Source organism: Selenomonas dianae (genome assembly GCF_030644225.1).
GTDB classification, from domain to species: domain Bacteria; phylum Bacillota; class Negativicutes; order Selenomonadales; family Selenomonadaceae; genus Centipeda; species Centipeda dianae.
This window is the reverse complement of record NZ_CP128650.1, coordinates 35,577-48,508: the sequence shown is the minus strand read 5'-3', so window position 1 is coordinate 48,508 and position 12,932 is coordinate 35,577. Positions and strand designations below refer to the sequence as shown.

General features: G+C 59.5%; 11 protein-coding genes. 4 read left to right on the top strand and 7 right to left on the bottom strand.

What is annotated here, in order from left to right; all coding sequences use genetic code 11:
- The first annotated feature begins 8 nt into the window (after positions 1-8).
- Positions 9-821 (top strand): hypothetical protein, encoded by an 813-nt coding sequence (locus QU667_RS00230; RefSeq protein WP_304987346.1) that lies wholly within the window; start codon positions 9-11, stop codon positions 819-821.
- Positions 822-868: 47 nt separating this feature from the next.
- Here the strand turns inward: QU667_RS00230 and QU667_RS00225 are convergent, their stop codons facing one another.
- From QU667_RS00225 to QU667_RS00200, 6 genes are all read right to left on the bottom strand, one after another.
- A complete protein-coding gene (locus QU667_RS00225) occupies positions 869-1,672 on the bottom strand; it encodes an ABC transporter ATP-binding protein (RefSeq protein ID WP_304987345.1) in 804 nt (267 codons plus the stop codon).
- Positions 1,669-2,757, bottom strand: coding sequence for a FecCD family ABC transporter permease (locus QU667_RS00220; RefSeq protein WP_304987344.1), 1,089 nt, complete (start codon positions 2,755-2,757; stop codon positions 1,669-1,671). The genes QU667_RS00225 and QU667_RS00220 overlap by 4 nt, the downstream gene beginning before the upstream one ends.
- Positions 2,754-3,893 (bottom strand): ABC transporter substrate-binding protein, encoded by a 1,140-nt coding sequence (locus tag QU667_RS00215; RefSeq protein WP_304987343.1) that lies wholly within the window; start codon positions 3,891-3,893, stop codon positions 2,754-2,756. Before QU667_RS00215 ends, QU667_RS00220 begins: the two co-directional genes overlap by 4 nt.
- 71 nt (positions 3,894-3,964) lie before the next feature.
- On the bottom strand, positions 3,965-4,510 hold the full coding sequence (locus QU667_RS00210) for a TonB-dependent receptor domain-containing protein (protein ID WP_304987342.1): 546 nt from the start codon (positions 4,508-4,510) through the stop codon (positions 3,965-3,967).
- A 606-nt stretch (positions 4,511-5,116) separates the two neighbouring features.
- Positions 5,117-6,361, bottom strand: coding sequence for an NAD(P)-dependent malic enzyme (locus QU667_RS00205; RefSeq protein WP_304987341.1), 1,245 nt, complete (start codon positions 6,359-6,361; stop codon positions 5,117-5,119).
- Positions 6,362-6,406: 45 nt separating this feature from the next.
- Positions 6,407-7,741 carry an LCP family protein gene (locus QU667_RS00200; RefSeq protein WP_304987340.1) on the bottom strand — a complete coding sequence of 445 codons (1,335 nt, stop codon included), beginning with the start codon at positions 7,739-7,741 and terminating at the stop codon, positions 6,407-6,409.
- A 220-nt stretch (positions 7,742-7,961) separates the two neighbouring features.
- Here QU667_RS00200 and QU667_RS00195 point away from each other — a divergent pair, with 220 nt between their 5' ends.
- Together QU667_RS00195 and QU667_RS00190 are read left to right on the top strand one after the other, a co-directional pair.
- Entirely contained in the window at positions 7,962-8,441 is a 480-nt protein-coding gene (locus QU667_RS00195; RefSeq protein ID WP_304987339.1) for a CYTH domain-containing protein, read from the top strand.
- A 380-nt stretch (positions 8,442-8,821) separates the two neighbouring features.
- Positions 8,822-9,499: an MgtC/SapB family protein gene (locus QU667_RS00190; RefSeq protein WP_304987338.1), complete on the top strand. Its 678-nt coding sequence runs from the start codon at positions 8,822-8,824 to the stop codon at positions 9,497-9,499.
- Positions 9,500-9,588: 89 nt separating this feature from the next.
- On the opposite strand, the gene QU667_RS00185 is transcribed toward QU667_RS00190, so the two are convergent.
- The gene (locus tag QU667_RS00185) at positions 9,589-11,133 is read right to left on the bottom strand and encodes an ABC transporter substrate-binding protein (protein ID WP_304987337.1); all 1,545 of its coding nucleotides are present in this window, start codon (positions 11,131-11,133) and stop codon (positions 9,589-9,591) included.
- Between the two features lie 288 nt (positions 11,134-11,421).
- On the opposite strand from QU667_RS00185, the gene QU667_RS00180 reads away from it, so the two are divergent.
- On the top strand, positions 11,422-12,831 hold the full coding sequence (locus QU667_RS00180; RefSeq protein ID WP_304987336.1) for an SPFH domain-containing protein: 1,410 nt from the start codon (positions 11,422-11,424) through the stop codon (positions 12,829-12,831).
- The last annotated feature ends 101 nt before the right edge of the window (positions 12,832-12,932 follow it).

Here is a 12,932-nt window from a genome sequence, read left to right as displayed (position 1 = left end):
GTACTGATATGAAGCGATGGTTCTGTCTTTCGGTGCTCGTTCTGCTGTGTTCCATGCTTTCGGGTTGTGATTTTTGGGTGACGGAAAACAGTGATCCTGCTACGGCAGATGAGGTTGCCGCACGCGTCAATGATACGTTTCATACCTATGGGACACATGTTGTGCCGAAGTCGGTGCAGGTCGCGCGGGAGAAGCCGTTTCCGAAGAATGTCTATGCGCTCTATGACGAAGGAAACGGAATTTACTTCACCTGCACGGCGGAGATTCGGCGCGCCCAATTTCCCTACCCATTCCTCTATCGCGATACGGATGCCGCTGCGGCATATGCGGAGGCGTATTTCGCCCATCTCTATCCCGAGGTGTGTGCCATCACGTCGGCATATCATCTCACGGCGGCTTCTCCGGAGGAGGCAGAGGCTCTGCGAGCGTGTTCGCTGACAGATCCCATACAGGGGGATGCGCTCTTTGGAAAGGGGGATGTTATCTTCCTCCATGAGGCACACGGGGCGGATGTGGTGCGTGTGTGTCGGGAGCTGTATGAGCTGTACCGTCCGCAGGGCGATGATACGCTGCTCGCTGCGGCGCATGGGCGCAGGGTGACGTTTTACTATTTGCCGACACACACGGAGGATCGGGCGCACGCCGTTCGGGTGATGACGTTCTATCTGCGCACGGAGTGTGACTGGACGGCGACGCTGTACGAGAATCCGGGGCATTCGTCCGGTGAGAAGGATACGGCGGTCTTGGAGGAGCGTCTGGCGCACTATTTTGAGATATGTCAAAGGTCGGCAAAGGCATATGTCAGAGATCATGCGCAATAAAACAAGGGCTTCTCTGCGAGGATGTTTCGCAGAAAAGCCCTTATTTTTTATGGATCAGCCGCCCGTTTTTCACCACCGGCGGTGCGCAGGGATGCCCGCGCAGCGACGATGGGAATGCCCGTTTCGTCCTGTAGAACCTCTGCGTCTACGCCGTAGACTTCCCGCAGCATCGCGGTATGAATGACATCGGACGGCTTGCCGTGGGCGTACAGCCCGCCCCACGGGGAAAAGACGAATGCCTCGTCGGCAAAACGGGCGGCCAAGCCCAAATCGTGCAGCACGATGATGAAGGTGATGTCATAGGCGTGGCTGATGGCTCGCACTGTTTCACAAAGCTCCAACTGTTTTTGCAGGTCGAGGCTGTTGGTAGGCTCGTCCATGAGGACGATCTGTGGCTTTCGCACCAATGTCTGGGCGATGGAGACGAGCTTTTGCTGTCCGCCGGAGAGCCGCGCAAAGGGAACGAGGGAGAGTTGTTCCAAATGGAGCAAGGAGAGGACTTCCATGACGGCGTCCGTGTCTTCCGCCGTCACTTTCCAATGCAGACGCGGCAGACGCCCCAGCAGCACCGCCTCAAAGACGGTGAACCCGCCGGCTTTCGTTTCCTCCTGCGGCAGGTAGGCGATGCGCGCCATTTTTTCTTCGTGGCTCATACGCTGCAGGTCGCGATCATTGCAGAGGATCTTGCCCGAGGCGGGCAGGAGACCGAAGAGGCACTTGAGGAAGGTGGATTTGCCGGCGGCATTGGGGCCGATGATCGCGTTGACGCGCGCATGAAAGCGGAGGGAAAGATCCGAAAAGATCATGCGGTCTTTGGCATAGCCGAAGCTCATGTTTTCCACGCGGATCATGAATAACGCCTCCCCGCCGTAAAGATGAGGAGCACGAAGAAAGGGATGCCCAAGATGGAGGTGATGAGCCCGATGGGCAGCAATGTACCGGGAATCAGCATCTTGGAGAGGAGGGAGGCGACCGAGAGGAGAAAGGCGCCGAAGAGCGCCGAGGCGGGCAGCAGATAGCGATGATCCTCCCCGACCAGACCACGGGCCAAGTGGGGGGCGGCCAGCCCCAAAAAGCCGATCGTACCGACGAAAGAGACGGTGGTCGCTGTCAGGAGGGAGATGAGGATGATGACCTGCCGCCGCAGCTGCGGGACGTTGACCCCGAGACTGAGCGCCCTGGCATCTTGGAGGACGAGGGCGGTGAGCTGCCAAGCGCGGCGATGGAGAAAGAGCAGGGTCAAAAGGGTGATGGCGCAAAGGATGAGAGCCTTGTCCCATGAGGCTTTCGCCAGACTGCCAAAGGTCCAGAAGACGATGCTTTGGAGTTTGTTTTCGTCGGCGATGTACTGGAGGAACATGGTGAGGGAGTTGAAGATGAAATTCAGCGCAATGCCAAAGAGGATGATGGTGTTGCGGCTGCTTTGCTGCCACGCTGCAAAGCGATAGATGAGAAACGCCGCCACGAGGGAGAAGGCAAAGGCGTTTGTTGTAACGATGAGGTTGGGCGGCAGCAGATCGATACGCACCTGCAGGACGATCCCCGCCGCTGCACCGAACGCCGCCGCCGATGATATGCCGAGCGTATAGGGGCTTGCCATCGGATTCCCCAGGATGGTCTGCATCTCACAGCCCCCGACGGCGAAAGCGACACCTGCGAGGATCGCCATCACCGCCATGGGGAGGCGGATGCTGCGGATGACGGTATCGGTGGTGGGATCGACGCTGCCGCCCGTGAGGACGATGGCGGCTTCCCGCAGACCGATGTCGGAGGAGCCGGCGATGAGGTTGAGGAAGAAGCCCGCCGCCGTCCCGAGGAGCAGCAGGAGGACGACGAGGACTTTCCTTTTGGTAATGGCTTCGTAGACTTTTTGCCCGTCGGTGACGGGGGAGGCAGAGGGTGCCGTGTCCGAAGGATGCGCATTTTCTGCCCTCATGGCAGTCGCATCTTCCACAGGCCGTCACTGCTCTTGATGAGCATGAAGCGATCATAGAATTCCGCGAGGCGCGCTTCCGGATCAATATTGGCAAATGCCTCGGGGTAAAAGAGTTTGGCGAAACTCAGCATCGGATAAAAGACACAGGTGGTGCGGGCAAGCTCATGCTGGTACTCGTAGACGTTCTTGTTTTTGACCGCCTTCAGACGATCCCAGCCGGGGCGGCTTACGATGCTGAACCGATCTTTGATAGACTCCTCGGGAGGCGCGCCCAGTCCCATGGGCGAGGTGCCGCTGAGGAAGATGAAATCGGGGTCGGAGGTCAGTATGTATTCGGGATCCAAGCTCACAGAACCCGGGGGACCGTCCACCGGTTTTCCCGCACCTGCGCGATCGGCCAGATTTTCGCCGCCCGCGCGCGTGATGAGCGTCCCCCAGCCGGAGACATTGCTGCGACTGGACGGGCCAAAGATTTCGGCGGAGCCGGATTTTTCGTAGTAGACCAGGGGCTTTGGACCGCTGACCTTCGCGAGACCTGCCTGTAGATCGGCATATTGCTGATCCAAAAAGGAGGCCACCTCGCTCGCCTTTTCCGGTTCACCAAAGACCTCTCCCAAGAGCCGATAGAGATCCTGTGCCGATTGGGGGCTCGTGCCCGGAACATCGACCAGGAGCAGTGCGATGCCTGCCTCCGTGAGGCGCGGCTCGATGTCCATGGCGTGCATATGTCCCTGCATGGCGGAGTTCACGATCAGGACATCGGGCTTCGCGGTCAGAATCGCCTCCACGTCGAAGGGAGCGTTGTGGGGAGAGATGATCTTCCATTGATCCTTGTACTGGGGAAAGCGCGGCTCATAGACTTTATCGTAGCTTTTTTTCCCGCCGGAATCCCCGACGCCCTTCAGCATGGCAAAGGCTTCCTCCCCTTTCAGCGGGACGATGAAGTCGATGAGGTCAAAGGTGCTGATGGCGTAGCTTCGGATGGGCTGTTTCAGCGTCACACTCCGCCCGGCGGCGTCGGTGACGGTCACAGTCTTTTGCTCCGCCTTGTCCTCGGATGCCGTTTCGCTGGTGCAGCCTGTGAGGACGAAGATGCACAGGAGGGCAAGGCACAGGAGTGTGTATATCTTTTTCATGAAATCCCCTTTCTTTATAAATGAGGCGCCCGTTTGCTGCTTCGGGAAGTACGGATCAATTCAGCGCTTCCTTAGAAGGTGTACTGATATGAGAGATTGTAATTGATGCCGGGCTGACGGAAATCACGCGTCTGCTCGTAGTAGCGGTCAAAGAGGTTGTTGACGGCAAAATTGATGATGTGGGATTTGAAGGCGTAGGATACGGTCAGATCCGCCACCACATAGGGCGAGATGTAGTCGCTGTCCGAGGACGTTGAGATGGCGCCGATGTAGCGCAGATCCAATGCCGACTGCCAGCCGTGAAGGTTGTCCCAGCGAAGCCCCGCATGGAAGGTGGACTCCGGCATTCCCTTCAGCGGCGCATCAAAGCGATCGCCGCTCTTGCTCGTGTTCTGCCGCGTATACCCGGCGCTCGCGGCCCAGTGGGGGTTGAAACGATGCTCGCCGGTGAGCTCGACGCCCTTCACCTTGACATTGCCGACGTTGTAGACGATGGGCGGCAGAAGTCCTCCCTTGAACTGGATGTTCAGAAAATCGTCGATGTCGTAGTAGAATCCGGTGACGCCTACCGCCGTTTTCTCTCCGAACTGCGCCCGCCATCCGAGCTCGTAGCTCATGCCCTTCTCCGGCGCGGGAACACCGAGGAGGGACTGCCACTCCGCGTGGGAGAGGCCGGGGGCAAAGGCGTCGCGATACTTGTTCCCTCGGTCGGTGTAGCCCGTAGCTGCGGAGTTTCGAGTCCCAATAGGTCTCCCAGTCCAGAAGGCGGAGCCGCCCCATGGGCTTTATGACACGGCGCACATCGTCGTGGCGCGTCTGCCGATAGTCAAACACGCTGAGGGATGTATTGGGCGTGGTGTATTGGAGGGCAATATTGTCCGTCTTCCACTGCCGACGACCGTCGCCCCAGTTCTGCGCGTTCGGTGTTGTGGGGTAGGCACTGTCATAGCCCAGATATGCGGCGGCCGGGTTCCGCTGCGGCGGCATTTGCGGTCAAGAGGGACAGCGCCCCGGCAAGACTCATCATGATTTTTTTCATCGTGTCAATCGCTCCTTGGGGAATTGTTAAAAAGACTTAGTAAGAGTCATTATATCATTATAATAAGAAATAAGATAATACATTTTATTTATAATTTTTGTTACAATCAAGTGATTTGCTCGATCGCAAAAAAACGCCGCCGAAGGATCGTTGTCCTTCAGCGGCGCTGCATTTATGCTTATTTTCAGGCAATCGTATGTCCGAGCAGTTCGCGCGTATGCGCGGCGACCGCCTCGGGGGTGATGTCCGTCAGGCGGGCGACGCCGGTGTCGAGCGCAGCCTTGGCGACGGCGGCGGCGACGGTCGGGGCGACGCGCGGGTCGAGCGGGCTTGCGATGATGTTCGTTTCGTTCAACTCGCACTCGGGGATGAGGGAGGCGATGGCGTTCGCAGCGGCGATCTTCATCTCATCGTTGATCTCCTTGGCACGCACGTCGAGCGCCCCGCGGAAGATGCCGGGGAATGCGAGGAGGTTGTTGACCTGGTTCGGGAAGTCGGAGCGTCCCGTGCAGACGATGCGTGCGCCCGCCGCCTTTGCCTCGTCGGGCAGGATCTCGGGGACGGGGTTCGCCATCGCCATGATGACGGGATCCGCGCTCATGCTCTTGATCATGTCCTGTGTGAGGCTGCCGGGCGCGGAAACACCGATGAAGATGTCCTTGCCCTTGATAACCTCGGCGAGCGTCCCCTTTTCCTTCTGACGGTTGGAGACCTTGGCGAGCGCATCCTTGTACGGGTTCATGTTCTCCTTGCGCCCCTCGTAGACGGCGCCCGTCGTGTCGCAGAGGACAACGGTCTTGATGCCGTAGGCAAAGAGGAGGCGTGCGATCGCCTGTCCTGCCGCACCCGCGCCGTTGATGACGATCTTCGCCGTGCGCAGATCCTTGTCGAGGTACTTGTACGCGTTGAGCAGTGCGGAGACGACGACGATTGCCGTGCCGTGCTGGTCGTCGTGGAACACGGGGATGTCGAGGGTCTTCTTCAGCTCGTTTTCGATGTCAAAGCACTGGGGCGCCTTGATGTCCTCAAGGTTGATGCCGCCGTAGGTGGGGGCGATGAGCTGGCAGACTCTCACCACATCCTCTACCTTCTGGCTGTTCACGCAGACAGGGACGGAGTCCACGCCCGCAAAGCCCTTAAAGAGGATGGATTTCCCTTCCATGACGGGCAGTCCTGCACCCGCGCCGATGTTGCCGAGCCCGAGGACGGCGGTGCCGTTCGTGACGACGGCGACCATGTTGCCCTTGGTCGTGTAGTCGTAGATCTCCTCGGGGTTCTCCTTGATCGCCAGACACGGTGCCGCGACGCCCGGGGTGTAGGCGCGGCTGAGGTCGTCGCGCGTGCCGAGCGGAACGGTCGGATGAATCTCGAATTTGCCGTGATACCGCTTATGAAGCTCCAGTGCCTCTGCATCAAATTTGCTTGCCATGGTGAATCTTCCTTTCTACGGGAAATGTCCCGTTCGCTCTCCTACCTATTCCTCCTTGCCCGCTGTCGCCTGACCGCGTGCGGGCGGTGCACTCTGCGCATCTGTGCCGTGCGGTGCGGGCGCGGCAGGCTGCGCAGCGGGCTCGTCCGCGCTCCGGCGCGTGCTCGCGTGCCGTCCGCCGGTCTCTGAGGAGGATGTGATCTCGTCCGTGCGTCCGGGACGGGCATCGCGTCCCCCCTGTTTCTCGTCCTCGCTGCGCTCGTCCGAGGTTTTCTTGCGGCTGTCCCTGCCGTCCCTGTCCTCCCGCTCGGACTTTCTGCGGCTGCCCGTGTCGCGCGCCTCATCGGCACTGACGGCACGCCCGACGGAGGTATCTCCCTCGGGGATCTCGGTCGCCCCTGCGGGAATGGAGTCCTCGTACTCCCGCACAGCACGCTCCATGCGGCTGCGCTCCGCACTGCTGAGGGTGATGCCGAGGGAGTTCGCCATGCCGCGCCGCAGCTGCGCCATGTCGGGGATCCAGTAGCTCACCTCGTCGATGTAGAGCGGGCGGCCCGGCACCATATCGGTGCGCAGCCCCTTTGCCTGCGATTCCTTGAGCGTACCGATGAACTCCAGCATCTGACGTACGGTGAGGTCGGTCTTGACGCTGTCGATAACGCTGCTGATGATCCCCGGCAGGCGGGGCAGGATCGCAGGCGTAGTGACGGCATCGACGCAGGCGCGCATAAATTTCTGCTGCCGCCGCACGCGCCCGATGTCCCCCTCCTCGTCGCGGTAGCGGACATAGGTGACGGCAGTCTTGCCGTCCATGTGCTGCATCCCCGGACGCAGGTCGATGATGAGCCCGCCGTCGTCGTCCCACGGATCTTCATAGTACATCCGCTTTTCCACATTGATGTCGATGCCGCCGATGGCGTCGATGATCTTCTGGAAGGCGTGGGTATTGATGATGACATAGTGATCGATGCGCACACCGAGGAAGTCCTCGACGGTCGTCTGCGTCAGCCGCTCCCCGCCGTAGGCGTAGGCGGCGTTGATTTTGTCATAGCCGTTGCGGGGGATCGCCACGCGCGTATCGCGCGGGATGGAGAGAAGTGATGCCTCATTGCGGACGGGATCAATGGTGGCGACCATGAGAGTGTCGCTGCGCCCGACATCGTCACTGCGCTCGTCCACGCCCATAATCATGATCGTCGCCTTGTCCTTTGCGACCAGCAGATCCTCCTTGTGCTCCTTCTGCGCGCGGTCGAGCAGACTGCTCTGCGCGAAAAAAGCGCCGGCACCGGCGGCGAGGACGAAGATGAGAATGACACCGATCAGGACATACGGCCAGATGCGTTTTTTCGTTGTTCTTCTCTTGGGTGGTAATGCTGTCAAAGCGCGTCCTGTCCTCCCTTTACAAAGTTCCCTGCATATGGATGTGTATTTCGTGCGGTGGGTTGCACTCCGGCGCACACACTGCTACAATACGTCCAGAAACGTAACCTGCATGTATCCGCGCCGGCACGACGCCATCCGCTCAGTACCACATAATATATAGCAAACGCGCGGAATATGCAAGGGATTCTTCCATAAAATCCAGAAAGGACGCGGCTTCATGGGTGTTGAAATCGAACGAAAATTCAAGGTAAAAAATTCCTTCCGTCCGACCGGTGTCGGAACGCCGATGGCACAGGGCTATCTCTCACGTGATCCGAAACGAACCGTACGAATCCGAATGGCAGGTATACAGGGATTCCTCACGATCAAGGGGGAAACACACGGCGCATCGCGGTGCGAGTACGAGTACGAGATCCCGCCCGACGAGGCACAGGAACTGCTCGCGCTCTGCGACGCCCCCCCACTGGAAAAAACGCGCTATGTGGAAAACGTCGCGGGATTTCGCTGGGAGGTGGACGTGTTTCATGGGGCGAACGAGGGGCTGGTCGTCGCCGAGATCGAGCTGACCGACGAGGCGCAGGAGTTCCCCCTGCCCGCATGGGCGGGCGCAGAGGTGACGGGCGTACGCCGCTACTACAATGCCGCGCTCATCGCCCATCCCTACCGCGCATGGAGCGCAGAGGAGCGGGCGTACTGAATGGATCCGTGCTTCCGCCCCGCTGTGGATACTGTGCAAAGCCGCAGGGATAACGCGGGATACTTTTCCCCGTCCATGTCCACAATCCTGTGGACAACATCAGCACCTTTTGCTACAAAATATAGATTTACCTCACGAAATTCATCCTATATATGGGGTTATCCACTGTTTTATCCACATTATCCACAGAAATTGGAAAATCGTTCGCAAAAGTTATACACACTGTGCAAAATGCTGTGGATAAAGGCTGTTTCGGGCTTTTGAACAATTTTATCCACAGGGTTTTACACAGCTGTGGATAATGTGGGAAATACGTTGCTGCGGCGTACCGATTCGCCAAAGTATATCATAAAGCATATAATATAGAAGGGAAGTAACTCATGCAGGAATGGGAGATCTGTCTGCGCCTCGTGCTCTCGTGCGTGATGGGCGGGATCATCGGCTACGAGCGGCAGATGCGGAACAAGTCGGCAGGGCTCAGGACGAATATGCTCGTCGCGCTCGGCTCGTGCCTCATCATGCTCATGTCACAGGCGCTCTACGACAATGTGGAGGGACGGACGAACGCCGACCCCGCGCGGCTCGCGGCACAGGTCGTCAGCGGCATCGGCTTCCTCGGCGCGGGCGCGATCATGAAGGAGGGGCTGACCGTCACGGGGCTCACGACGGCAGCGACGCTCTGGGTGGTCGCAGGCGTGGGGCTTGCCGTCGGCGCGGGCTTCTATCTCGCGGCGGGGGTAACGACGGCGATCGTCTTTCTCATCCTCGGCAACCTCTCGCGGCTCGATGCGTTGGTCGATCACGACCATCTCCTCGCGCTCTCCATCCACACCGTCGACCGTCCCGGCCAGATCATGCGCATCAGCGCGTGCATCGAGGATCTGCACCTGCGCACGCGCGGGGTCAAGGTCAAGACCGACGAGGATGAAGCGGAGACGGACGGGGAGCGGCGCGTCTACCTCAATTTCGAGGTGTACAACGGCGAGCACCTGAAGCCCGCCTTCATCGTCGATACCCTGCGCGGGATCGACGGCGTCCTGCGCGTCGATCTCGTGTGAGAAGGGTGCGGCACGCACACGACAACGGGGCTGCTGCACGAAGTTTTCAGCTTCGTGCAGCAGCCCCGTTTGCAATACAGACGGATGTACTAGTCCACCGTCCACTCGTGTACATTCCAGAACATCCCCGCACCGCGGTGACCGAGCACCAGATCCTCCGTGATGCCGTGTACACGCGTACTCGTCACGATATTGCGGTCGATGTAGCAGATGAACACATACGGCAGATCCCGCGCCACCTCCTCTTGGAACAGCCCATAGAGCCGCCTGCGCTCGGCGGGATCGAGCGTGCGCCGCGCCGCCAGGAGGTACGCGTCCACACGCGGATTCGAGTAGTGGCCGTCGTTCGCGCTCCCGTCCGTCCGAAACGTCTTGTAGGTGTGCACATCCGCATCCAATGCGCTGCCGGCGCGGCTCAGATATGCCATCTGCCCGTCCCGATCCACCTTGGCGGGGGTCTCCACCGTGCAGTGAATGCCGACCTCGCATAGCTGCGCCGCCACCGTATTGGCGATGTCGAGGCGGCTGTACTGGTCGTTCCGCAGCGTGAGGACAAAGCCGACCTCCTCCCCGTCGCGCATATAGTAGCCGTCGGATCCCAACGTGCAGCCCGCCGACACAAGAAGCTCCCGTGCCTTCGCGGGATCGTAGTCGTAGTGCGGGACATCCGGATTGTTATAGACATTGCGCTGCAACGGTCCATACGCGGGCATCCCCGTTCCCATCAGCGCCTCGTCAATGACCTTCTGACGGTCGATCGCATAGGCAATCGCAGGGAGAAGATCGCTGTTTTTCTGCCAGTAGGGGTGTGTCCGGTTCACGAGAATCGCCGCATAGTCCGCACTCTTCATCGCGTACCGGCGAAAACCGTCCCTGTTCGCAAAGAGCGCCGCATTCTTCGGTGAGAGGTTCGCCAGATTGAGACCGCCCTTCTCCAGAATGCCGACCTCCGTCTCCTCATCCGGCAGGAATTTAAAGACAAAGTGCTCGATCTTGGGTGCGCCGCGATAGTAGTTCTCGTTCCGTACGAGCGTGAGCCGCCGTCCCGCCTCCCAACTCTCCATGCGGTAAGGGCCCGTCCCGACCGGGCTGTGAAAGAATCCTGTCGCCATCAGATCCCGCCCCGCCAGGAGATGCGCGGGCAGGATCGGCTGGAGCATATGGTCGAGGAACGCCGCATTCGGCGCGGACAGGCGGATGCGCACCGTCCGCTCGTCGATCTCCGTGACCTCGCGCACATCCTCGAAGTTCAGCTTGTTGGACGCCCTTACCAGCGGGTTCTGCACCGCATCGATGGTGAACTTGACATCCGCCGCACGCAGCGGCTTCCCATCGTGCCAGACCACCCCGTCGCGCAGATGGAACACATAGGTATAGGTCTCGGGATCGTACTCGTACGACGCCGCCAGCCCCGGCACGACCGCGCCCGTCCCGTCGCGCCGCATCAGCCCGTCAAAGAGCAGAAGGGCCGCCCCGCTGTACTCATCCGTCAGCGGGTTGATCTCCTCGTATTCGGATGTGGCGCAGACAATCTGCGAGCCGTGCACAGGACCACTGTCCCCCCGCTCCGTACCGCAGCCGCCCGCACAGACCACGAAGGCGGCGAGCATACATAGGAGCATCCATTGTTTCATCTCGTATCATCCTTTGGAAACAAACCATTTTTCATTTATTATAAAATAGATATGACAAATCTGCAAATAAAAATTCCCCCGATATTATTTATTCTTATTATTTCGTTTATATATATATCAAATCAGAATCCTATTATAGCGTTTCTATTTGTTTCGACGGCAAATCGCCAAAGATTTCCAATTTTTTTATCTACCTGTCATGAATAACAGTATATTTTTCTCTGAAATGTGATAAAATGGAGTGGAACTTTTAGAACAATCATGTTGTTGAGCAGAGGAGGACATACGATGGGACTTATTCAAGCAGCCGTCGGCTCGGTCAGCGGCGTTCTTGCCGATCAGTGGAAAGAATACTTCTACTGCGACAGCCTCGATAAGGATACGCTTGTCGCGAAGGGGCAGAAGCGCGTCAGCGGACGCAGCTCCAACACGAGCGCGACGGACAACATCATCACGAGCGGCTCCGTCATCGCCGTAAACGACGGGCAGTGCATGATCATCGTCGAACAGGGCAAGGTGGTCGAGATCTGCGCCGAACCCGGTGCGTTCACGTTCGATGCCTCCACCGAGCCGACCGTCTTTGGCGGCGATCTCGCAAACGATCTGAAGGCCGTGCTGAAGAACATGGGCAAGCGTTTCACGTTCGGCGGCGACGCGCCCAAGGATCAGCGCATCTACTATTTCAACACGAAAGAAATCATGGGCAACAAGTACGGGACGGCGCAGTCCATCCAGTTCGAGACCATGATCGGCGCATACACGCTGAACGTCAACATCCGCTGCTTCGGCGAGTACAGCTACCGCATCACGAACCCGATCCTCTTCTACACAAACGTCTGCGGCAACGTCGAGGGCGTATACGAGCGCAGCGAGATCGACTCCCAGCTCAAGAGCGAGCTGCTCACCGCGCTCCAGCCCACATTCGGGCGGATCGCGGCGAAGGGCATCCGCTACACCCAGCTCATCAACTACACGAAGGACATCCGCAATGAGCTCTCCGCCGAGCTGTCCGACGAGTGGGGAAAGCGGCGCGGCATCGAGATCGTCTCCTTCGGTGTGTCGAGCGTCAAGGCGGACGCGGAGGACGAGAAGCGCATCAAGGAGATCCAGGACAGCGCCATCATGAGCGATCCGAACCTGCGTGCGGGTCGTCTCGCGAGCGCCACGGCGGATGCCATGCGCACCGCCGCCGGCAACGAGGCGGGCATGGGCGGCGCGTTCGGCTTCATGGGCATGGGCATGGCAGGAAACGCCGGCATGGGCGCGATGGGCGCGTTCGGACCGCAGGGCGGCGCAGCTCCCACGGGCAATCCGCTCGCACCGCCGCAGGCGGCACCCGCAGCGGCAGGATGGGCCTGCTCCTGCGGACAGACGGGCAACACAGGGAAATTCTGCGCGGGCTGCGGCAAGCCACAGCCCGCACCTGCGGCAGGATGGGCGTGCTCCTGCGGACACACGGGCAACACGGGCAAGTTCTGCGCCGAGTGCGGCAAACCTCGCCCCTCCGCAGACGGATGGACGTGCTCGTGCGGCACGACGAACGCAGGGCGGTTCTGCGCGAACTGCGGCAAGCCGAAACCTGCGGGCGCACCGCTCTACGTCTGCGACAAGTGCGGATGGAAGCCCGACGACCCCGCCCACCCGCCGAAGTTCTGCCCGCAGTGCGGCGATGTCTTCGACGAGAACGACAAGCAGTGATTGAGGGAAGCAAAGGAACATATTGTATGATTGGGTGTGCCGTCCCAAAGCGAACCCTAGTGGAGTAAACGTTCGCGCAGGACGCACATTACACTGTTATC

Excerpts from the sequence above, each read along its gene's own strand:
- QU667_RS00230 (WP_304987346.1), top strand. The coding sequence starts at position 9 with ATGAAGCGATGGTTCTGTCTTTCGGTGCTCGTTCTGCTGTGTTCCATG.
- QU667_RS00225 (WP_304987345.1), bottom strand. The coding sequence starts at position 1,672 with ATGATCCGCGTGGAAAACATGAGCTTCGGCTATGCCAAAGACCGCATG.
- QU667_RS00220 (WP_304987344.1), bottom strand. The coding sequence starts at position 2,757 with ATGAGGGCAGAAAATGCGCATCCTTCGGACACGGCACCCTCTGCCTCC.
- QU667_RS00215 (WP_304987343.1), bottom strand. The coding sequence starts at position 3,893 with ATGAAAAAGATATACACACTCCTGTGCCTTGCCCTCCTGTGCATCTTC.
- QU667_RS00210 (WP_304987342.1), bottom strand. The coding sequence starts at position 4,510 with ATGAGCTACGAGCTCGGATGGCGGGCGCAGTTCGGAGAGAAAACGGCG.
- QU667_RS00205 (WP_304987341.1), bottom strand. The coding sequence starts at position 6,361 with ATGGCAAGCAAATTTGATGCAGAGGCACTGGAGCTTCATAAGCGGTAT.
- QU667_RS00195 (WP_304987339.1), top strand. The coding sequence starts at position 7,962 with ATGGGTGTTGAAATCGAACGAAAATTCAAGGTAAAAAATTCCTTCCGT.
- QU667_RS00190 (WP_304987338.1), top strand. The coding sequence starts at position 8,822 with ATGCAGGAATGGGAGATCTGTCTGCGCCTCGTGCTCTCGTGCGTGATG.
- QU667_RS00185 (WP_304987337.1), bottom strand. The coding sequence starts at position 11,133 with ATGAAACAATGGATGCTCCTATGTATGCTCGCCGCCTTCGTGGTCTGT.
- QU667_RS00180 (WP_304987336.1), top strand. The coding sequence starts at position 11,422 with ATGGGACTTATTCAAGCAGCCGTCGGCTCGGTCAGCGGCGTTCTTGCC.